This is a genomic window from Salarchaeum japonicum (assembly GCF_020614395.1).
GTDB lineage: Archaea > Halobacteriota > Halobacteria > Halobacteriales > Halobacteriaceae > Salarchaeum > Salarchaeum japonicum.
The window spans coordinates 1,873,981-1,892,139 of the sequence record NZ_CP085324.1 but is presented as its reverse complement, the minus strand read 5'-3'; the positions used below and the strand labels follow the sequence as shown (position 1 = coordinate 1,892,139).

Genomic DNA, 18,159 nt, shown 5'->3' with positions numbered 1-18,159 from the left:
CCCCGGCCGCCGACGCGCCTAAATCCGCGGCGTCCGAGGGCGAGGTATGGAGAAGACGCCGTCCGGCACCAGCGTCGGGGTGGACGACCCCTACGAGCACGCCGGCGTCTGCGACCACGTCACCGGCGACGGCACGTGCCGGTACGCCTTCGAGCACGCCCAGCACGACCCCGAGTTCGCCGCCGACCGCCGCGAGGACGACTACCGGTGTCCCGTCGCGGACGACGACTGGGAGTGGCGCGACTGCCCGCACTACCGCGACACGACCACGAGCGACGAGTGCGCGCGCTGCGGCCTCGAAGAACGCCGGAACGCCCACGCCGACGCCCGGCCGTTGCTCGAAGAACACCACTTGTCGTACGCGCGTGAGCGAAGCGAACGCGCGGAACAGGCGAGCGGCGACGCCGTGAGCAGCGCGGACGAGCGAAGCGAACGCGCGGAACAGGCGAGCGGCGACGCCGCGAGCAATGCGGACGAACGCGGTGAGTCGCGGGCGGGCAGTGAGGACGAACTCGCGCACGAGATTACGGTGACGTTGTGTCGGTGGTGTCACGCGAAGGTGCACGGGTCGTGGGCGGCCGTCGGCGACGACGCGAGTCCGGACGCGGCGGCGCTCGCGGAGCGCGAGGGGCGGCGGAGCGACGAACTCGACGAACTGGGGTTCGAGACGGCGGCGGAGCGCTACGAGTAGCCGAGTCGCGTGGGTTTTTATTCGGCGGCGTCCAACCACGGGTAATGACGCACATCGTCGTCGTGGACAACCACGGCCAGTTCACGCACCTGGAGAAGCGCGCGTTGCGCGACCTCGGGGTGGACGTGGACTTGGTGGAGAACACCACTGACCCCGCGGACGTTGACGCGGACGGTATCGTGCTCTCCGGCGGGCCGAGCATGGAGCGCGCGGGCCGGTCGGCGGACTACCTCGACCTCGACGTTCCCGTGCTCGGTATCTGTCTCGGGATGCAGCTCATCGCGGACGAACTCGGCGGGCGCGTCGGCTCCGGCGACTACGGCGGGTACGCGGACGTGACTGTGGACATCGTGGACGAGGACGACCCCCTGGTCGGGTCGCTCGCGCCCGAGACGCGGGTGTGGGCGAGTCACGCCGACGAGGTGAAAGAACTCCCCGAGGGCTTCACGCTCACCGCGACGAGCGACGTGTGTGACGTGGAGGCGATGAGCGACGCCGACCGCGACCTCTACGGCGTCCAGTGGCACCCCGAGGTCGCGCACACGGAGCGCGGCGAGGAAGTGTTCGAGAACTTCCTCGAACGCTGCTAAGGGATGACGGAGACGCAGGGCGACCTCGCGAGCCTCTCGCGGTACATCTTCCGCGCGCCGAACTGGTACGTCAGCGTCGCGTTCGCCCTGCTCGTCGCCGCAATCACGGGAATCGGCGCGTTCGAGACGCCGTCCGTGCTGGAGGACGCCTGGCAGGGCGTCTTCTTCGTCGGCGTCCCGACCGTCGTCGCCGCGCTCGTGACGACGCCCGTCGACCGCTGGCTCGGCGGCCAGCTCACGTACAACCGTTCCTCGCTGTTGGCGCTCGTCTGCGAGCTCGTCGTCGTCGCCATCCTCGTCATCGCGGGCGTGGTCGCGGTGCTCACGCCGCTCGCCCAGCAGTTCGTGTTCGACGCGCTCACCGCCGCGCTGGCGCTCGTGTTCGCGGTTCGGCTGGTCGTCGTGCTCGCGGTCTCACGGAACTCGCCGCTTCTCGCCGCCGTCCCCGCGGGCATCCAGACCGCGACGGCGGCCGTCCTCCTGTTCGTCTACTCGGGCGCGATGAACTACCTCGAACTCGGCGGCCCGCTCGTCGGCGCGTTCCTCTCCCGGCCCGAGCGCGCGCCCACCAAAATCCAGTACATCTTCACGCCCGGCGACTTCCTCCTCCTCCTCGGGATGACCGTCCTCTACGGACTCGTCGCGTACGGCTTCCTCGCGGTCATCGACCGCCCGTGGAAGCGCAGTCTCGACGTCAGCGTCCTCGACTTCGTCCGGGGGTTCATCGGCCACATCGCGGAGGGCACGCGCGAACTGGAGGACTTCTTCGAGCAACTCGGCGAGGACGCCGTCGTCCCCGTCACCGTGCTCTCCGCGCGCACCGAAGACGGCGAGAAGGCGCGGTTCGTCCTCCCGATGATTCACCCCGGCCCGATGGGCGAAATCGGTGGCGGGAACCTCCCCCAGCGAATCGCGGAGTCCGCGGAGGGCCTGGCGTTCCCGCCGCACGCCACCGCCGGCCACGACTTCAACCTCGTCACGGAACGCGAGGTGCGCCCCCTCCTCGACGCCGCCGACCGCGCGCACGACCGCATCGCGTACACCGACACCGCCACCCGGAGCGCGCGCGTGCAGTCCGGCGAGGCGTCCCTGCTCGGGCAGGCGTTCGGTGACGACCTCGTCCTCGCCTCCACGTTCGCGCCCGGGTTCGCGGACGACGTGGCGTACGCAGTCGGACTCACCGCCAGCACGGAAGCCCGGGTCGCCGGCGTGGACGACGTCCTGCTCGCGGACGCGCACAACTCGAACGACGGCCTGGACGGCGACGACCTCGGGCACGTCGTCCCCGGGAGCCAGCGCTCCTTCGACCTGATTCGGGGCGCGGGCGAGGTCGCGGAACGCCTCGTGGACGCCGACCAGCACGCCCTCCGGATGGGCGTCGCGTGGGACGAGACGAACTGGACGCCCGCGGAGGGAATCGGCCCGCTCGGCGTGCGCGTCGCCGTCCTCGAAACAGACGGCCAGCGCACGGGCTACGTGCTCGTGGACGGAAACAACATGAACCCCGGCGTCCGCGACCGCCTCGTCGACGCCCTCGAAACCGAGGGGCTCGACGACGCGGAAGTGATGACGACCGACACCCACATCGTGAACACCGTGCAGTCCGTGAACCAGGTCGGCGGCGCGCTCGACGTGAGCGAACTCGAAACACTCCTCCGCGACCTCACGGCCGAAGCCATCGACGACCTCGAACCCGTCGAGGCCGGGATGGCGAGCGAGCACGCGACGGTCACCGTGTTCGGGAACGACAGAACCGAGACGCTCGCCAGTCACGCGAACGCCGCCGTCTCCATGGGGGGCGCGCTCGCGCTCGTCGTCGCGTTCGCCACGATGGCGCTCAGCGCGCTCGTCTTCTTCCTCGCCTAAAAGCGCTTACTCCGCGAACAGGTCGTCAACGGCCTGGCCCGCGACGAGCGCGGCGTCGTCCGCGACCTGCTCCACGTCGGCGTCCGCGTCCGGCGCGTTCACGTACACTTCCACGTCGAGCACGCCGTCCTCGAACGTCACCGTCACGTCGAGGTCGTCCACGTCCGAGGTCGCCAACTCGGAGAGCACGTAGCCCTCGGCGGCCTCGGCCGCGGTCTCCACGACTTCCTCGTCGGTCGGTTCCATTTACGCGCCGCCGGGACCGCCGCCCATGCCGCCCGGGGCGGGACCGCCGGCACCGCCGCCGCCGAGCATCTCCTGGAGTTCCTGCTGGAGGTCTTCGAACTGCTCCTGCACGCGCTCTTCCTGCTTCTGGAGCGTCTCGACGCGGAGTTCGAGGTTGTCGACCTTCTCGGAGAGGTCGTCCTCGGCCTCGTCGTACTCCGTCTGCACGAGGAGTTCACCGACCTCGCGGTACATCGTCGTGTCCTCGTCGATGTCGTCGAGTTCGTCGAGCGCGGCCTCGGCCTCGCTCAGCTGGGTCTCGGCCTGCTGTTTCTGCGTCGAAACCGTCTGCGCGGTCTCCTGGAGGTCCTGAAGCTCTTCGAGTTTCTCCTGGGCCTCCGGCGGAAGATTACCCTGCATACGCGAAAAGTCGAGGCCCGAGAGGGAAAAAGACCCTGCATTCGGGCCCGCGGCCGGCGAAGGGGAGGTCCGCGGACGCTGGGGAGAGGGGGAGGGGGAGCGTCCGCGGGGCCGGCACTCGATACTAGCGGCGTCAGCCTCAAGAGCGCAGTCCCTAACTGGTTAGGTATCCCCGGCGCGTTCCGCGACTTCCAGCAGGGTCACCCACGTGTTCTGGCCGGCGCGGAGCGCGGTCAGGTCGCTCGCGGTGATCTCCACGCGCACGGTGTCGCCCTCGCGGGAGAGCGACGCGGACGTGCGCTCGCCCTCGATAGCGCCGGCTTCGGGGCGGACGCTCGCGGCGATTCGCTCTGCGACGGCGGGAGAAGCGTAGGAGAAACGGAGCGTCGTCGCGTGCCTATCGGACGTCAACTTCCTTCACGTCGCGCGCCCGCTCCTTGAGGAGCACGCGGTGCCCGCAGTACGGACAGCGGATGCCGCCGTACTCGTCGAGTTCGACGTCCCGCTTGCAACGCGAGCACTTGTAGGACATTATGCCTCGTTCTCTTCCTCGGAGAGCGCGGTGCGGATGGAGCGCTGCACGGACTCGCCGCCGGGCGTCTCCGGACGGTACGCGCCGCCCGCGAACTTGTAGTCGCACTTGCCGCACTGCCAGATGCCGGTGCCTTTGCGGGAGACCTTCTCCGCGCCGCACTCGGGGCAGGCGTGATTGGCGTTCGTGTCGGACTCAATCTCGGAGACGCGGCGGCGCGCGACGCGACCGTACCGAGCGCCGAATCGGCCGGCGCTCCCGGTCGTGGACTTCTTCTCGGCCATAGTACAAGCACGTAGCCACAGCGTCCACATAAGGGCTTTGAGTCGCTATCGCCCAGGGCTACGCGTCCTGCTTCAAGCCCTCGTCTTCGAGCGCGTCGTTCAGGTCGTCGCGGACGCGCTCGCCGGTCTCCCGGTCCATCGCCGTCGTCACCACGCGGTTCTCCTGCACCGAGGAGCCGTCGCGGATGAGCAGGCGGACGTTCCCGTTCGTGTCCGCGCGCGTCACCTTCGCCCGCACGCCCCCGCGCGTGCTCGCGCCGCCGGCGTCGATGGGGCCGGGGACGATTTTCTTCACGTGCGGGTGGCCGGCGACCGTCTCGATGGCGTGCCAGCCCTCGCGCTCCCCGACGAGCGTCGTGTGCGACCCCCCGATTTTCTCCGCCGCGGGTTTCTCCACGATTTCGAGGTCGCGGCCGCCCCAGCGCTCCAGCACGCTCTCCACGGGGTCGTCGCCGCTCACCCGGTAGAGTTCGTGGTGGAGGTCGCCCCGCAACGCCCGCACCACGTCGCGCTCGCCCGTCACGAACACCGTCTCCGGGCGCTTGCGCCTGATTTCGTCGGCGATGCGGCCCGCGAAGTTCCGCACCTGCGCCACTTCGCGCTCCGCGTCCGGCTCCGGCGTCGTCGTCACCACCGTCTCCCCCAGCACGGGACTGCGCGGGTCGTCCTCCACGCGCTCCTCGTCGAGAAACGTCAGCGTCGCCCGCGACGCCTCGATGGCGACCACGACGGCGTCGCAGTTCGCGGTGTCGCACAGCAGGCAGTAGTCGCCGGGCTTGTCCAGCGGCGCGCCACACTGCCGACACTCCATTTCCTCACCCTACGGCGGATGTCCGTAAAACCAGAACGGTCTTTAGACGCCCGCGCCCGTCGGCGCGTCCGGCAGCTCCACCGGCTCCGCGTCGAGGCCGAGTTCGTCGAGGGCTTCCTCCAGGTGTTCGGCTTCGGCGTAGTCCGCGCCGTCAGCCTCCCGAATCTCCTGGGTCTTCGCGAGCACTTCGCCCCGGCGGTCGTCCGGAATCTCGTACTTGTCCGTCGCGAGTTCGATGACCAATCCGTTGTGGTCGCGCGTGTAGAGCGAGTGGAAGACGCCGCGGTCGAAGACGTTGAAGCCGTGGCCGGCGTCTTCGAGGCTCTCCATCACCGTCTCGAACTCGTGGGGGTCGATGGAGACGGAGAGGTGGTGAACCGACCCGACGCGGTGGCGGTGCGGCTGGGGGTTCGAATCCCTGTCCTCGTTCACGAAGAACGTGAGGATGCGGCCGTCGCCCGCGTCGAAGAACAAGTGAGTTTGGTTCGGGTCGTCGAGGTTCGGCTGGCGGAGGACGAGCGGCATCCCGAGGAGGTCGCGGTAGAACTCGATTGTGTCCTCCTCGTTCGAGCCGATCATCGTGATGTGGTCGACGCCCGTCGTGTGGAACGGCGCGTCGGGCAGGTCGTCGCTGACTGGGTACTCGGACATACCCGGACGGACGGCCTACGCCGGGAAAAGCGTGGGTGTCGGCGCGGGGACTGCCTACAGGTCGAGCGGGCTCGTCTTCAGGTACTCGCGGAGGACGACGGTCGCGTACGACCCCTTCGGGAGCGCGAACGTGAACGAGAGGGGGTCGCGTTCGACCGCCACGTCGGTGCGGAGGAGTATCGCGCGCCGCGTTCCCTCCGAGTGGAACTCGCCGGGGAGGTCGAAGTCGCTCGGCGCGATGTCGAGGTCGGAGAGCACGTCGCGCTCTATCTCGCCCTGTTCGCCCTCGGCGAGTTCGGTGTCGGTGCCGACGAGGGGCGCGGTGACGAACGCCCGGCCGCGCTCGGCGTGCCGGGAGAGCACCGAGACGCGCTCGCTGGTCGCGCGCTGGAGGCGGTCGGGGTCGGGAATCGTGAGGTCGCCGGGCGCGTCCGCGTCCGCGAAGCACACCACGTCGCCCGTCACGGGTTCGTGGAACGGCAACCCCCGTTCGAGGCGCTCGGAGAGGATGCGGTTGAACGCGTACGACTGCGCCGCGTGCACGAACAACCGCTGGAGGTTCGACGGGAACGTCTCCAGCGCCGCCCGGAACTCCTCGTCGGTACGCCCGCCGTTCTCCGCCAGCCGGTTCAGGACGGTGCGCTCGTACCGCAGGTGGCCCGGGAACTCCTCGATGGCCGCGCTCCAGTCCCGCGTCTCCTCGACGAACTCGCGCGCCGCACGCGTCTCCGGGGGTTCGTGCTCGCTCGGGTTCCCGACGTACGCCATGACGGCGTCCTCCCAGTCCCCGCGCACCACCGCCAGCCCCACCTCGTGCGTGACCGGTCGATAGCTCCCGAAGCGCTGCTGGCCGAAGAAGTTCGGCACCCCGATCGCCCGCCCGCCGGCCGCCGAGTCGCCGCCGGCCGAACTCCCCGCGTCCGCGTCCGCCGACTGCCCGCCGAACTCGGCGAGGTCGTCCGTTATCGCGGCCGCGTTCTCGGGGCGGTCGGGGTCGCGGACGACGATTTCGAACCCGTTCCCGACGAGGTCGCCGAACTGGATGTTTCGGCCCGCGCGCCCGACCACTTCGACCTCGGCGTTCCGAACCTCGGGCACGTCGTCGGGGTCGATGTCGCGCACGGTGAACAGCTGGGTGGTGACGGCGTTCTTGTCCTTCGTGCCCGCCCAGTTCACGCGCTCGCGGCTGATGCCGAGGCGGTTCGAGAGTTCGCGCGCGAACCCGTTCGTGTCCCAGTCGGTGAGCGTCGCCCGTACCACGACGTGCGGGTAGTCGCCCGCGCGCTCGTCCGCGGGTTCGGCGTCGAAGTCCTCGATTTCGCGCACCCGGAAATCCCCGGGCGAGTCGCGGAGGCGGCCGCCGGTTCCCGGCGTACTGCTCGCGTAGCGCTCGACGCCGACGGCGCGTTCGAGCGGGTGTGCGTCCGTCATCAGAACAGGGAGAGGTCGCCCGTTATCGCGTCCACGTCCGCCTCTGGCGCGGGGCCGATGGCGAGCGCGGTCGGCGTCCCCGGTTCCACCTGCGTGTGTCCGGCGTCCTCGATGACCGCGGACGGGAGGCCGGCGGCCTTCGCCTCCTCGTTCAGTTCGTACAGTTCGCGCTCCGAGTTCGCCTTGAGCACTATCTTCTTCTGTCCGCCCTGCTTCCACGCCCGCTGCGCTCGGTCGTCCGCGTACTCGAACGCCCGGAGCGACGCGTGCGACGCCTGCGCGGCGACCTTCCCCATTCCCATCCCGAGGTCGGCGCGCACGACGATGGCTTGCTTCATAGGGTGTGGTGTCGTGGACGCGTCAAAGCCGCTACGACTCACAGCCGCCATCTACAACATATTAGGCCCCGGGCGTACAGGGGTCGGTATGATACTCTCCGACGCCGACCTCCTCGACCGACTGGAGGCCGGCGACCTCGTCGTCGAACCGCTCGACGACCCCGACTTGCAGATTCAGCCCGCGAGTATCGACGTGCGGCTCGGCCGCGAGTTCCTGGAGTTCCAGCGCGCGAACATCCCCTGCATCCACCCGAACGACGAGACCGAGGTGGACGACTACGTCACGGAGACCGTCGTCGAGGAAGAGGGCGAGTTCATCCTCCACCCCGGCGACTTCGTCCTCGGGACGACGCACGAGCGCGTCGAAGTCCCCGACGACCTCGTCGCGCAGGTCGAGGGCCGGTCGTCGCTCGGCCGCCTCGCCGTCGTCGTGCACGCGACCGCCGGGTTCATCGACCCCGGGTTCCGGGGGAAGATAACGCTCGAACTCTCCAACCTCGGGACCGCGCCGGTCGCGCTCAGTCCGGGGATGCGCATCAGCCAGCTCGTGTTCACGGAGCTCACGAGCCGCGCCGACCGCCCGTACGGGAGCGCGCGTGGCTCTAAGTACCAAGACCAGGGCGGTCCGCAGGCGTCCCGCATCCGGGGCGACCGCGAGTTCGGGGGCGAGCAGTGAAGTTCGTCGAGGAGCTCGTGGTGGAGGAGTTCCTCCCCACGTTCCGGTCGATGCTCGCCGCCGACCTCCGGGAGCGCGGACTCACCCAGCAGGCGGTCGCGGACGTGCTCGGCGTGAGCCAGTCCGCGGTGTCGAAGTACGCGACGGGCGACGTGGCGCGCAACGAGGAACTCGCGGAGGACGACCGGGTGCGAGACCTCGTGGAGCGCGTCGGCGAGGGGCTCGCGGCCGGCGACATGAGCGCGGTGCAGGCGCTCGTCGAGGCCGAAGTCCTGATTCGGAAACTGGAGGCGCGCGGGGACGTGCTCGCCCTCCTGCACGAGGACGCCGTCCCCGAACTCGCGGAGTACGAGGGCGACTTCCGCGTGCACGACCCGGACAGCGAACTCCTCGTCCGCGAGCGCGTGCGGTCGAGCGTGCGGCGGGGCGTGCGGACGCTCGAACACGCGAGCGGGTTCGCGACGCTCGTCCCGAACGTCGGGTCGAACCTCGTGGAGTGCCTGCCGACGACGGAATCGGTGGAGGACGTGGCGGGCGTTCCGGGCCGCATCTTCGACGTGATGGGGCGCGTCGAGGTGCCCGGGGAGCCGGCGTTCGGCGTGTCCGAGCACGTCGCGAGCGTCCTGCTCGCCGCGCGCGCGGCGGGGAGTTCCGCGAGCGCCGCGCTCGACATCCGGTACGACCCCGACATCGTCGCCGCGCTCGAAGAACGCGGTCACGTGACGGCGGAGTTCGACGCGGACTACGACGACCTCTCGGCGGCCGTCGCGGACGCGCTCGCCGACCGACCGGACGCGACCGTGCTCTACCAGACCGGCGGGTACGGCATCGAGCCCGTGCTGTACGTGCTCGGGGAGTCCGCGCCCGCGGTCGCCGCGGTCGCCCGCGACCTCCGGGACTAGGGCGTCACCGTCGCCCGCGCGAGACCGCGGGGCGCGTCGGCGTCCAGGGAGAGCGACAGCCGCCAGTCGCCCGTCCGCGTTCGGTGCGCGTCCGTCACAGCGACGGTTCGGTTCGCGCGCGCGAGCGCCACCGTGAGCGGGAGCGTCGGCAGGCGGTCGTCGTCCGCGTCGAACGCGTAGCCGTCGAGGCGGAGGTCGAGGCGGCCGGTGCGCGTCCGGTACGCGTACCCGGAGAGCAGCGACCCGTCGCGGAGCGCGTCGAGCGCGGCCGCCACCGTGTCGGCGTCCTCCGGGAGGTGGTCGGTGGCGCGCGCGACGACGGCCTGCTGGCGCGCGGGCGGGAGCGCGTCGTCCAAGACGCCCGCGATGGTGTCGAGGAGCGCGACGCCGAGCGCGTCGGGGTCGGTGGTCTCGCTCGCGGCCGCGATGTAGGTATCGAGAATCGTGCGCTCCACGTCGGTCTCGCCGCAGTCGCCGAGCGCGTCGAACAGCGCGCCCGCGAGCAGGCCGCAGGCCTCCCGGGGCGGCGCGCGGTCGGGGTCGCCGCCGGCGTCGCGGGCGTGTTCGACGGCGAGGTCGTACGTCGGCGCGCGCGGGTCGTACGCGGCGAGTCGCTCCCGGTACCTGGCCGCGAGTTCCACGGCGTCGCGCGCGGTCTCCCGGTCGGGGAAGCGCTGGTCGGTGACGGGGTAGGGCCGTTCACCCGTGTCGAGGCACGCGACGCGGTAGGAGCCGCCGGTCGCGAGGTCGGTCAGTCGCCGTCGGAGGTCGGCGAGCGTCACACCACACATACGGTTTAGGTTTGCCTAAAACACCGTAGTTCTATCGGTCACCCACACCCTCCCGGATGCGGCGCTCCGCGGCCGCCAGCGCCGCCGTCCGGTCGAACGACTCGACGACATCGCGGAGTTCCTCGTCGCTCGCGTCCGCCAGGTCGCGCGCGTGCCGCGTGACGTTCGGTACCGCGCGCAGGATGTTGTCGATGATGGGGACGGCCGCGCTCCGCGCCGACCGACTCATCGGGTTCAGGTCGACCACTATCTCCGTCTTCCCCATCTCCGCGAGCGCCGCCGCGCGGTCGCCGTCCTCCAGCGGGACGAGCACCACGTCCGCGTCGTAGATGCCGTCCGCGTCCACCTTCGCGCGCTCGTGCGACAACCCCGGGATGCTGGCGTCCGCCGCCAGCCCCTTCACGTCGCTCGCGCCGTGCTCGCGCAAGTGCGCGGCGATGGCCTCCATCCGCTCCTCGGTGCGGTTGAAGAGGTTGACTTCGAGGTCGGCCCCGACGGCCTCCGACAGTTCCACCATCTCGCCGGGCACGAGCGCGGCGACGTTCCCGTTCACCGAGAGCACGGGATGGCGTGCGAGCAAGAGGTGGGCCGCGGCGGCGCGCGCGGCCGCGTCCGCGCTCTCCGTCGTCTCCTCCCCGAGGAGGTAGTCGAACGCCTCGCCGCGGCCCTCCGCGATGAGTCCCTGCTTGCTCGTGATGCCCTTCTCGACGCCCTCCTCGATGCGGTGGCGGGTGAGGAGGGACTCGTAGCGCGGGTGGTCTTCCGGCACGTCCACGTCGCTCATACCACTCCTCACGCGCGCCCCGGGAAAAAAGAGCCGTTTACCGGAGCGTCGCGCCCGCGGGATGAATCCGGCAGGCCTCGGCGTCGTACCCCGCGTCCGTGAGGCCGTGGTCGAGCGCGAACACCGTCCGGCCGAGCATCGCCATCGACGCCCGCCCGCCCGCGTCCAACACGTCCCCCACGACCTCGTCGATGTCGTCCGTCAGCAGTCCCGCTTCGGACGCGAACGTCCGGGACTCCGCGACGAACCGGTCGAGCGTCGGCGCGTCGAGCAGTCGGTCGAGCGCGCGCTCGCCCGCCGCGGAGAGCGTCTCGGTGTCCCCGGAGAGCACCTCGGCCGTGGACAGCCCGCCGAACGACGCGTACTCGACGCGCGCCGTCTCCGGCACGCCGTCCAGTCGGCCGTGCGGCGGCGCGCCCGGTTCCTCCCGAATCGGCGCGCCGCCCCGCGCCTGCGCCACCACGTCCCCGAGACCGGTGCCGGCCTCGACCTCCGCCTCGTGCGCGAGCCGGACGAGCGCGTTCTCCGCGTGCCCGCACTCGAACACCGCGTTCGCCGCGTACGCCGCGCCCAGCGCCATCGCACCCGACACGCCGAACCCCGCGCCCACGGGGAGCGGCGTCTCCGCCTCCACGCGCGCCGTCACGCCGAGCGCGTCCAGCACGCCCGCGACCGCCGCCACGTCCGCGCGCTCGCCGTTCAGGAACACCACAGAATCGTCGGCCGGCCGCACGGACACGGTGACGCCGTCCGTCAGCGTCAGTCCCGCGCCCCGCGACCCCGCCCGCGCCGGGTCGTCGTCGCGGTGAATGCTGAACAACCCCGTGACGTGCCCGGGGACGAACGCGCGCGCTCCCTCTGTCATCCTCTCTCCCTCGGCCGCCCGCGAGGATAAACGTTTCAGGACGACTCCGCCACCCGCACCGACTCGTCCGCCCGCGCGAGCACGCCGTCAGCGGTCAGGGACTCGACCGCGTCCCGCGTCTCCGCCTCCCCGCGGCCGCCGAGCGTCGCCGCCGCCGCGACCAGGAGTTCCAGCGGCACGCCCTCCCCGTCCCGGTCAGCGCCGAGCACGCGGACGAACGCCACCAGCCCGCTCCCCGCGTCGAGTTCGTCGTGCCACTCCCGGGGGAACCGGCTCACCCGGCCGTTCGCCACCTCGTACAATGCTCCCTCGGTCACCCAGCGCGGACTGTTCGTCAACCGCTCCCCGACCTCGCTCCGCAACGCGTCCGCGTCCATGGAGTCCCCGAGTTCCGAGACGTACGCGTCCACCACCGCCCGGGACACGCCGGGCGCGTCGGCCTCGTGCGCGCGTTCGAGGAGCGCCACCAGTCCGACCGCCCCGAGATTCCCGCCCAGACTCGCCGCCTCCACGAGCACGTCGTCGTCCACCGTCGCCATACCTGCGCCACGGCCGCTCACGTCAAGAAATCTCCGGCCACCCAGTCACTCGCGCTGTCGCGCGGCGCAAAACCTCCACTAAAAGCGTGGCTGGTCAGGCGTCGATGGTCTTCCCGTGCGCGTCCTTCACGCCTTCGACGGTCTCGCGGACGGCGTCACAGCCCTCGTCGTGCAGGAGGTCGCCGACCACGATTACGTCGGAGCGCTCGCCCATCTCGTACGCGGCGTCGTAGTCGCCGATACCGCCGCCGTAGAACAGCGTCGCCTCGTCGAGCGCGTCGTGCGCGGCCGCCACGACCTCGGGGTCGCCGTAGGTGCCCGAGTACTCGACGTACACGATGTCCTGGCCGAGCATGCGTTCCGCGACGGTGGCGTACGCCGCCACGTCCTCCGGCGTCTGGTCGCAGTTCGCCTCCGTCAACTCCGCGACGCTCGACTCCTCGTTCAGGACGATGTACGCCTCCGTCGTCGTCTTCTCCCAGTTCACGTCGTCGATGCGCACCCACTCCTTGTGCGCGCCCGTAATCCAGGAGACGCCGCCAGCGTTCAACACGATGGGAACGAGATACCCGTCCAGGGCCTCGTCGTCCACCACGACCGCCGGGTTCGACGGCTCCTGGTAGAGCGGCACGTCGTGCTTCCGGCACGCGTCGATGACGCGCTCCATCTTCTCCGACGTCACGTCCAGCGTTCCACCGACCTCGATGGCGTCGGTTCCGGTTCGACACACGTCCTCGAACGTCTCCCCCTCGACGAGCGACTTGTCCGGGTCGACCTTCAGGACGTGGTCCCAGTTTCGCCACGCGTTACTCATGCCCCGTCGTTTCTATCACGCGGCAAAAACCCCTTCGGTACGCTTAACACACCCGTCTAGCCGTGAATCCCCATCGCCTCTATCTGTTCCTGATAGCGGTTCCGGATGGTGACTTCGGTGACTTGCGCCACCTCGGCGACCTCGCGCTGGGTCTTCTTCTCGTTGCAGAGCAGGCTCGCGGCGTAAATCGCGGCCGCCGCGAACCCCGTCGGTGACTTCCCCGACAGCAAGCCCTGCTCGGCCGTCGTCTCGATGATTTCGTTCGCCTTCGACTGCGCCTCCTCCGACAACTGGAGTTCCGAGGAGAACCGCGGCACGTACTTCTTCGGGTCGACGGGCTTCATCTCCAACCCCAACTCCTGAGAGACGTACCGGTACGTGCGGCCGATTTCCTTCCGTTCCACCCTCGATACCTCGGAAATCTCCTCCAGGCTCCGCGGAATCCCCTCCTTCCGGCAGGCGGCGTACAGACACGCCGTCGCCACGCCCTCGATGCTGCGGCCGCGGATGAGGTCTTCCTTCAGCGCGCGCTGATAGATGACGGAGGCGACCTCGCGCACCGAGCGCGGCACACCGAGGGCGGAGGCCATGCGGTCGATTTCGGAGAGGGCGAACTGGAGGTTGCGCTCGCCGGCGTCCTTCGTCCGAATCCGCTCCTGCCACTTCCGCAACCGATGCATTTGGCTTCGCTTCTCGGAGGAGAGCGACCGGCCGTAGGCGTCCTTGTCCTTCCAGTCGATCTGGGTGGTGAGGCCCTTGTCGTGCATCGTCTGGGTGGTTGGCGCGCCGACGCGGGACTTCTCCTGGCGCTCCGAGTGGTTGAACGCACGCCACTCCGGCCCCCGGTCTATCTGTTCGTCTTCTACGACGAGGCCGCAGTCCTCGCAGGTGAGCTCGGCGCGGTCGGCGTTCAGGACGAGCGAGTCCGACTCGCACTCGGGGCACGTCCGCACGCCGCTGTCGGTCTCGGTGGTGTCGGTGCGCTCCCGCTCGCGAGTGGACCGTGACATCGTACTTAAATTGTGTGGTAGTGTTTCACATAAATTCATCGGCCGCGTTACACGCGGAATCCCCGAACCCGGGGGAACACGCAACGCGTTTACGCCCCAGCCACCACGTACCGGGCGAATGCCGGTTATCGACTGCGACCCCGACGACGCCCGCGAGCGCCTCCAGGCGGCCGGCGCGTCCGTCGAGGACGGGAACACCGAACACGAGCGCTGGCGCGCGAGCCTGGGGGACGCGACCGCGGTCGCGTACGACGAGACGGTCGTCGTGCAGGGAGCGAGCCCCACGGACATCACGGCCGTCATCGAAGACCACGCGGGCCGCGTGCACGTCTACTTCGACGGCGCGAGCCGCGGCAACCCGGGGCCCGCCGCGGTCGGCTGGGTGCTCGTCTCCGGCGACGGCATCGTCGCGGAGGGCGGCGACCGCATCGGCCGCGCGACGAACAATCAGGCCGAGTACGACGCGCTCGTCGCGGGCCTCGAAGCCGCCGACCGCTACGGGTTCGACGAGGTCGAAATCCGCGGGGACTCCCAGCTCGTCGTGAAGCAGGTGACGGGCGCGTGGAACACGAACGACCCGACGCTGAAGGAAAAACGCGTCCGGGTGCGCGAACTCCTCGAACGGTTCGACGACTGGTCGCTCACGCACGTCCCCCGCGAGGTGAACGACCGCGCGGACGACCTGGCGAACGAGGCGCTCGACAATGACTGAGCTTCCGGAGGACGCCGTGGACGAGGCCGAACGCCTGACGCGGCTCGCGCGCCGCGTCGGCGACGAGGAGGAAGCGGCGGCGTACCGCGAGCGCCGCGACGCCCTGCTCGCCGAACACGACTACGAGGCGCGCGTCCGCGAGGACGACGACGGCGACACGCTCGTCTGCTATCCCGCGGAGTGGCTGGCGGACGGGACGGTTCGCGTGGAGCGCATCGAGGACACCGACCGCGCCGCCGAACGCTCGCTCACTCGGGGCGGCGAGGCCGAGGAGTGGGAGTCCGTGGAGGAGCACAACCGCGCGCTCGTCGAACGGGTGCGCGAGGCGCACGGGGATGCCGAAGCGGCGAACGCGCGGGCGTTCGCGGACTTCATGGGCAACCACTACTCGCGGCGGATGGAGACCGCGACCCGCGCGGAACTCCGGGAGTTCCGCGAGGAGTACTACCCGCGGAACGTCTGGCCGACCGACGAACAGGAAGCGGCGCTGGAGCGGTCGCTACGCGCGGTGTTCGAAATAGCGGGAGAACAGTACCCGAGTTAGTTCCCGACGAGGTCGCGGACGGTCTCGGCGCGGTCGTCGTCGGTGACGAACTTGCTGAGCGTCCACTCGATGTCGTCGAGGACGGCCGCGAAGCCGTCGTCGGTGAGCGCGTACTCGTTCGTGCGCTTGTCGAGTTCGGACTTCTCCACGAATCCCTTGTTGACGAGGTCGTCGAGGTTGGGGTAGAGACGGCCGTGGTTCACTTCTTCGCCGTAGTAGTCTTCGAGTTCGCGTTTGATGGCGAGACCGTAGCGGGCCTCCTCCGCGAGTACGACGAGGATGTTCTTCTGGAACGCAGTCAGATCGCGGGCGTCCTGACGCACCGCGCGTTGTGCCTCTGACATACCGGATTACATGTCATCCCTCTATTTAAACGCTTCTCACGCCGTCGAGAGTTTCGACAGCCGGAAGCGATGCGAAAGGCCCTTTAGGCCCGTCAACGCAGTCGAATCCACATGACGAACCTCTGGGAAGACCTCGAAACCGGCCCCGACGCGCCCGACGTCATCTACGCCGTCGTGGAGTGCCTGAAGGGCGAGCGGAACAAGTACGAGTACGACAAGGACATCCCCGGCGTGATGCTCGACCGCGTCCTCCACTCGAACGTCCACTACCCCTCCGACTACGGATTCATCCCGCAGTCCTACTACGACGACGAGGACCCGTTCGACGTGCTCGTGCTCGTGAAAGACCAGACGTTCCCCGGCTGCGTCATCGAAGCCCGTCCCGTCGGCCTGATGGAGATGGACGACGACGGCGAGAAGGACGACAAGGTCATCGCGGTGCCCGTCGAAGACCCCCGGTACGACCACATCGAGGACATCGAGGACGTCACCGACCAGAAGAAAGAGGAGATCGAGGAGTTCTTCGAGACGTACAAGAACCTCGAAGCGGGCAAGGAAGTCGAAGTGCTGGGCTGGCAGGACAAGCAGGCCGCGAAGGACGCCATCGAGCACGCCCAAGACCTCTACCAGGAGAACTTCGCGTAACGCCGCCCTCGTATTCTTCTCGCGCATTCGCACGCCCCCAGCCGATGCGTTATGCCCATGGGTAATTTTAGGTGTGTGTCGCTCCTTCATTCGCCCATGGCAGCGAAACAGTCCGTCGGCATCCGGCACGTCACGGTCGTTCCGACCAACTACGAGGACGAGGACGGAGCGGACGCGGACGACGCGGACGAGTAGGACGGCCTGAGAAGTTTCTTGACGGTGCCGCGTGAAGGCGGCGTATGGGATTGCTCGACCGCCTCGGCGGCGGCGCGCCACGGGTCGCGTTCCTGGGTCTCGACGGAGTGCCGGCGAGCCTCGTCGCCCAGCACCCGGACGTCTTCTCGAACCTCACCGCTCTCGCTGACGCCGGTAGCACCGGCACTATCGACTCCATCGCGCCGCCGGACGAACTCGCGTGCTGGCCCGCGCTCACCGCCGGGAAGAACCCCGGGCGCACGGGCGTGTACGGGATTCAAGACCGCGAAACCGGGACGTACGAGACGTACGTGCCGATGGGCGGCGACGTGCAGACAGACCGCGTCTGGGATTACGTCACGGCCGCCGACCGGAACGCCACCGTCCTGAACGTCCCGGTCACCGCGCCGCCCCAGCAGGACGCCCAGCGGATGGTGTCGGGGTTCCTCTCCCCGAGCGTCGAACAGGCCGCGCACCCGCCCGCCGTCGCGGAGTACCTCGACGGCATCGGGTATCGCCTCCAGACGAACGCGAAACTCGGCCACCGCGACGACAAGTCCGACTTCCTCGCGAACGCCCACGACACCCTCGACGCGCGCTACGAGGCGTTCGACCACTTCGTCGACGCGAACGACTGGGACTTCTTCTGCGGCGCGTTCACCGCGACCGACCACGTGAACCACTTCCTCTACCGGGACTACCTCGCCGACGGCGACTACCGCGAGGAGTTCCTGGCGTTCTACGAGAAACTCGACCGGTACGTCGGCGCGCTCCACGACAGCCTCCCGGACGACGTGGCGCTCGTCGTCGCGTCCGACCACGGGTTCACGAGCCTCGACCACGAGGTGTACGCGAACGCGTGGCTCGAACGCGAGGGCTGGCTCGACTTCGACGGCGACCCGGAGACGCTCGCGGACATCAGCGACGACACCCGCGCGTACTCGCTCAGCCCCGGCCGGTTCTACCTGAACCTCGACGGCCGCGAACCCCGCGGGAGCGTCCGCGAAGACGACTACCACGCCGTTCGGGACGAACTCGCGGACGAACTCCGCGACCTCACCGGCCCCGACGGCACCCCGGTGGTCGAGCGCGTCGTGGAGAAGGAGGCCGCCTTCGACGGTCCGCACGACGACATCGCGCCCGACCTCGTCGCCATCCCCACCGACGGCTTCGACCTCAAAGCCGGCTTCCGGGACGGCCACGACGTGTTCGAGACCGGCCACCGCACCGGCATGCACACGTTCGACGACGCCCTCCTCGTCACCGACGAACCCGGCCTCCGCACCGACGCCGCCAGCCTCTACGACCTCACCCCCACGATGCTCGACCTCCTCGACATCGACTACGACACCACCGACTTCGACGGCAAAACACTACTGTAGCGGCTGCGGCGCGGCCGCGGTGCGGTCGCGGTGCGGTCGCGGTGCGGAAGTCGCTCCGACGCCCTACCGAGCGCGCCCGCGGCGCGCTCGGCCTTTTTGGTGGAGATTTTTCGAGGA

25 protein-coding genes are annotated in these 18,159 nt (G+C 69.6%); 9 read left to right on the top strand and 16 right to left on the bottom strand.

Annotated elements, in window-relative coordinates:
- Nucleotides 1-46: 46 nt before the first annotated feature.
- The 3 genes from LI334_RS10605 to LI334_RS10595 are packed head-to-tail and all read left to right on the top strand — an operon-like array spanning nucleotide 47 to nucleotide 3,147.
- Nucleotides 47-691, top strand: a complete 645-nt coding sequence (locus tag LI334_RS10605; protein ID WP_227260799.1) for a DUF7097 family protein — start codon at nucleotides 47-49, stop codon at nucleotides 689-691.
- Between the two features lie 44 nt (nucleotides 692-735).
- Complete coding sequence (locus tag LI334_RS10600) at nucleotides 736-1,281, top strand: GMP synthase subunit A (protein ID WP_227260798.1); 546 nt, start codon at nucleotides 736-738, stop codon at nucleotides 1,279-1,281.
- 3 nt (nucleotides 1,282-1,284) lie between these two features.
- Entirely contained in the window at nucleotides 1,285-3,147 is a 1,863-nt protein-coding gene (locus LI334_RS10595; RefSeq protein ID WP_227260797.1) for a DUF2070 family protein, read from the top strand.
- Between the two features lie 6 nt (nucleotides 3,148-3,153).
- On the opposite strand, the gene LI334_RS10590 is transcribed toward LI334_RS10595, so the two are convergent.
- The 9 genes from LI334_RS10590 to pth2 form a co-directional block, all read right to left on the bottom strand.
- Nucleotides 3,154-3,393, bottom strand: a complete 240-nt coding sequence (locus LI334_RS10590; protein ID WP_227260796.1) for a DUF3194 domain-containing protein — start codon at nucleotides 3,391-3,393, stop codon at nucleotides 3,154-3,156.
- Nucleotides 3,394-3,792 (bottom strand): prefoldin subunit beta, encoded by a 399-nt coding sequence (locus LI334_RS10585; RefSeq protein WP_145843972.1) that lies wholly within the window; start codon nucleotides 3,790-3,792, stop codon nucleotides 3,394-3,396.
- Nucleotides 3,793-3,954: 162 nt separating this feature from the next.
- Nucleotides 3,955-4,203, bottom strand: coding sequence for a KEOPS complex subunit Pcc1 (locus tag LI334_RS10580; protein ID WP_227260795.1), 249 nt, complete (start codon nucleotides 4,201-4,203; stop codon nucleotides 3,955-3,957).
- Nucleotides 4,190-4,324, bottom strand: a complete 135-nt coding sequence (locus LI334_RS10575) for a DNA-directed RNA polymerase subunit P (protein ID WP_227260794.1) — start codon at nucleotides 4,322-4,324, stop codon at nucleotides 4,190-4,192. Before LI334_RS10575 ends, LI334_RS10580 begins: the two co-directional genes overlap by 14 nt.
- Nucleotides 4,324-4,608: a 50S ribosomal protein L37ae gene (locus LI334_RS10570; RefSeq protein ID WP_227260793.1), complete on the bottom strand. Its 285-nt coding sequence runs from the start codon at nucleotides 4,606-4,608 to the stop codon at nucleotides 4,324-4,326. Before LI334_RS10570 ends, LI334_RS10575 begins: the two co-directional genes overlap by 1 nt.
- 58 nt (nucleotides 4,609-4,666) lie before the next feature.
- Nucleotides 4,667-5,419: a DUF2103 domain-containing protein gene (locus LI334_RS10565; RefSeq protein ID WP_227260792.1), complete on the bottom strand. Its 753-nt coding sequence runs from the start codon at nucleotides 5,417-5,419 to the stop codon at nucleotides 4,667-4,669.
- A 42-nt stretch (nucleotides 5,420-5,461) separates the two neighbouring features.
- Nucleotides 5,462-6,070, bottom strand: a complete 609-nt coding sequence (locus LI334_RS10560; protein ID WP_227260791.1) for a VOC family protein — start codon at nucleotides 6,068-6,070, stop codon at nucleotides 5,462-5,464.
- A 54-nt stretch (nucleotides 6,071-6,124) separates the two neighbouring features.
- Nucleotides 6,125-7,501 carry a tRNA pseudouridine(13) synthase TruD gene (gene truD, locus LI334_RS10555; RefSeq protein WP_227260790.1) on the bottom strand — a complete coding sequence of 459 codons (1,377 nt, stop codon included), beginning with the start codon at nucleotides 7,499-7,501 and terminating at the stop codon, nucleotides 6,125-6,127.
- Nucleotides 7,501-7,839, bottom strand: a complete 339-nt coding sequence (gene pth2, locus LI334_RS10550) for a peptidyl-tRNA hydrolase Pth2 (protein WP_227260789.1) — start codon at nucleotides 7,837-7,839, stop codon at nucleotides 7,501-7,503. Before pth2 ends, truD begins: the two co-directional genes overlap by 1 nt.
- An 88-nt stretch (nucleotides 7,840-7,927) precedes the next feature.
- Here pth2 and dcd point away from each other — a divergent pair, with 88 nt between their 5' ends.
- A complete protein-coding gene (gene dcd, locus LI334_RS10545) occupies nucleotides 7,928-8,515 on the top strand; it encodes a dCTP deaminase (RefSeq protein WP_227260788.1) in 588 nt (195 codons plus the stop codon).
- Nucleotides 8,512-9,417 (top strand): thiamine-phosphate synthase family protein, encoded by a 906-nt coding sequence (locus LI334_RS10540; protein WP_227260787.1) that lies wholly within the window; start codon nucleotides 8,512-8,514, stop codon nucleotides 9,415-9,417. Before dcd ends, LI334_RS10540 begins: the two co-directional genes overlap by 4 nt.
- Here LI334_RS10540 and LI334_RS10535 read toward each other — a convergent pair.
- The 6 genes from LI334_RS10535 to LI334_RS10510 form a co-directional block, all read right to left on the bottom strand.
- The gene (locus LI334_RS10535; protein WP_227260786.1) at nucleotides 9,414-10,208 is read right to left on the bottom strand and encodes a DUF7551 domain-containing protein; all 795 of its coding nucleotides are present in this window, start codon (nucleotides 10,206-10,208) and stop codon (nucleotides 9,414-9,416) included. The genes LI334_RS10540 and LI334_RS10535 overlap by 4 nt on opposite strands.
- 31 nt (nucleotides 10,209-10,239) lie before the next feature.
- Nucleotides 10,240-10,992 carry a 4-phosphopantoate--beta-alanine ligase gene (locus LI334_RS10530; RefSeq protein ID WP_227260785.1) on the bottom strand — a complete coding sequence of 251 codons (753 nt, stop codon included), beginning with the start codon at nucleotides 10,990-10,992 and terminating at the stop codon, nucleotides 10,240-10,242.
- Between the two features lie 37 nt (nucleotides 10,993-11,029).
- Nucleotides 11,030-11,857 (bottom strand): pantoate kinase, encoded by an 828-nt coding sequence (locus LI334_RS10525; protein WP_227260784.1) that lies wholly within the window; start codon nucleotides 11,855-11,857, stop codon nucleotides 11,030-11,032.
- Nucleotides 11,858-11,892: 35 nt separating this feature from the next.
- Entirely contained in the window at nucleotides 11,893-12,396 is a 504-nt protein-coding gene (locus LI334_RS10520) for a hypothetical protein (RefSeq protein WP_227260783.1), read from the bottom strand.
- A 94-nt stretch (nucleotides 12,397-12,490) separates the two neighbouring features.
- Nucleotides 12,491-13,210: a phosphoglycerol geranylgeranyltransferase gene (locus LI334_RS10515; protein WP_227260782.1), complete on the bottom strand. Its 720-nt coding sequence runs from the start codon at nucleotides 13,208-13,210 to the stop codon at nucleotides 12,491-12,493.
- A 56-nt stretch (nucleotides 13,211-13,266) separates the two neighbouring features.
- Nucleotides 13,267-14,220, bottom strand: coding sequence for a transcription initiation factor IIB (locus tag LI334_RS10510; protein ID WP_227260781.1), 954 nt, complete (start codon nucleotides 14,218-14,220; stop codon nucleotides 13,267-13,269).
- A gap of 118 nt (nucleotides 14,221-14,338) precedes the next feature.
- Here LI334_RS10510 and rnhA point away from each other — a divergent pair, with 118 nt between their 5' ends.
- Together rnhA and LI334_RS10500 are read left to right on the top strand one after the other, a co-directional pair.
- Nucleotides 14,339-14,932 carry a ribonuclease HI gene (gene rnhA, locus LI334_RS10505; RefSeq protein ID WP_227260780.1) on the top strand — a complete coding sequence of 198 codons (594 nt, stop codon included), beginning with the start codon at nucleotides 14,339-14,341 and terminating at the stop codon, nucleotides 14,930-14,932.
- Nucleotides 14,925-15,476, top strand: a complete 552-nt coding sequence (locus tag LI334_RS10500; RefSeq protein WP_227260779.1) for a DUF7108 family protein — start codon at nucleotides 14,925-14,927, stop codon at nucleotides 15,474-15,476. The genes rnhA and LI334_RS10500 overlap by 8 nt, the downstream gene beginning before the upstream one ends.
- Here LI334_RS10500 and LI334_RS10495 read toward each other — a convergent pair.
- Nucleotides 15,473-15,820 carry a PadR family transcriptional regulator gene (locus LI334_RS10495; RefSeq protein WP_227260778.1) on the bottom strand — a complete coding sequence of 116 codons (348 nt, stop codon included), beginning with the start codon at nucleotides 15,818-15,820 and terminating at the stop codon, nucleotides 15,473-15,475. The two genes, LI334_RS10500 and LI334_RS10495, sit on opposite strands and share 4 nt — an antisense overlap.
- A 111-nt stretch (nucleotides 15,821-15,931) precedes the next feature.
- On the opposite strand from LI334_RS10495, the gene LI334_RS10490 reads away from it, so the two are divergent.
- Complete coding sequence (locus LI334_RS10490; RefSeq protein WP_227260777.1) at nucleotides 15,932-16,465, top strand: inorganic diphosphatase; 534 nt, start codon at nucleotides 15,932-15,934, stop codon at nucleotides 16,463-16,465.
- Nucleotides 16,466-16,704: 239 nt separating this feature from the next.
- Nucleotides 16,705-18,042 (top strand): alkaline phosphatase family protein, encoded by a 1,338-nt coding sequence (locus LI334_RS10485; protein WP_227260776.1) that lies wholly within the window; start codon nucleotides 16,705-16,707, stop codon nucleotides 18,040-18,042.
- Nucleotides 18,043-18,159 lie beyond the last annotated feature (117 nt).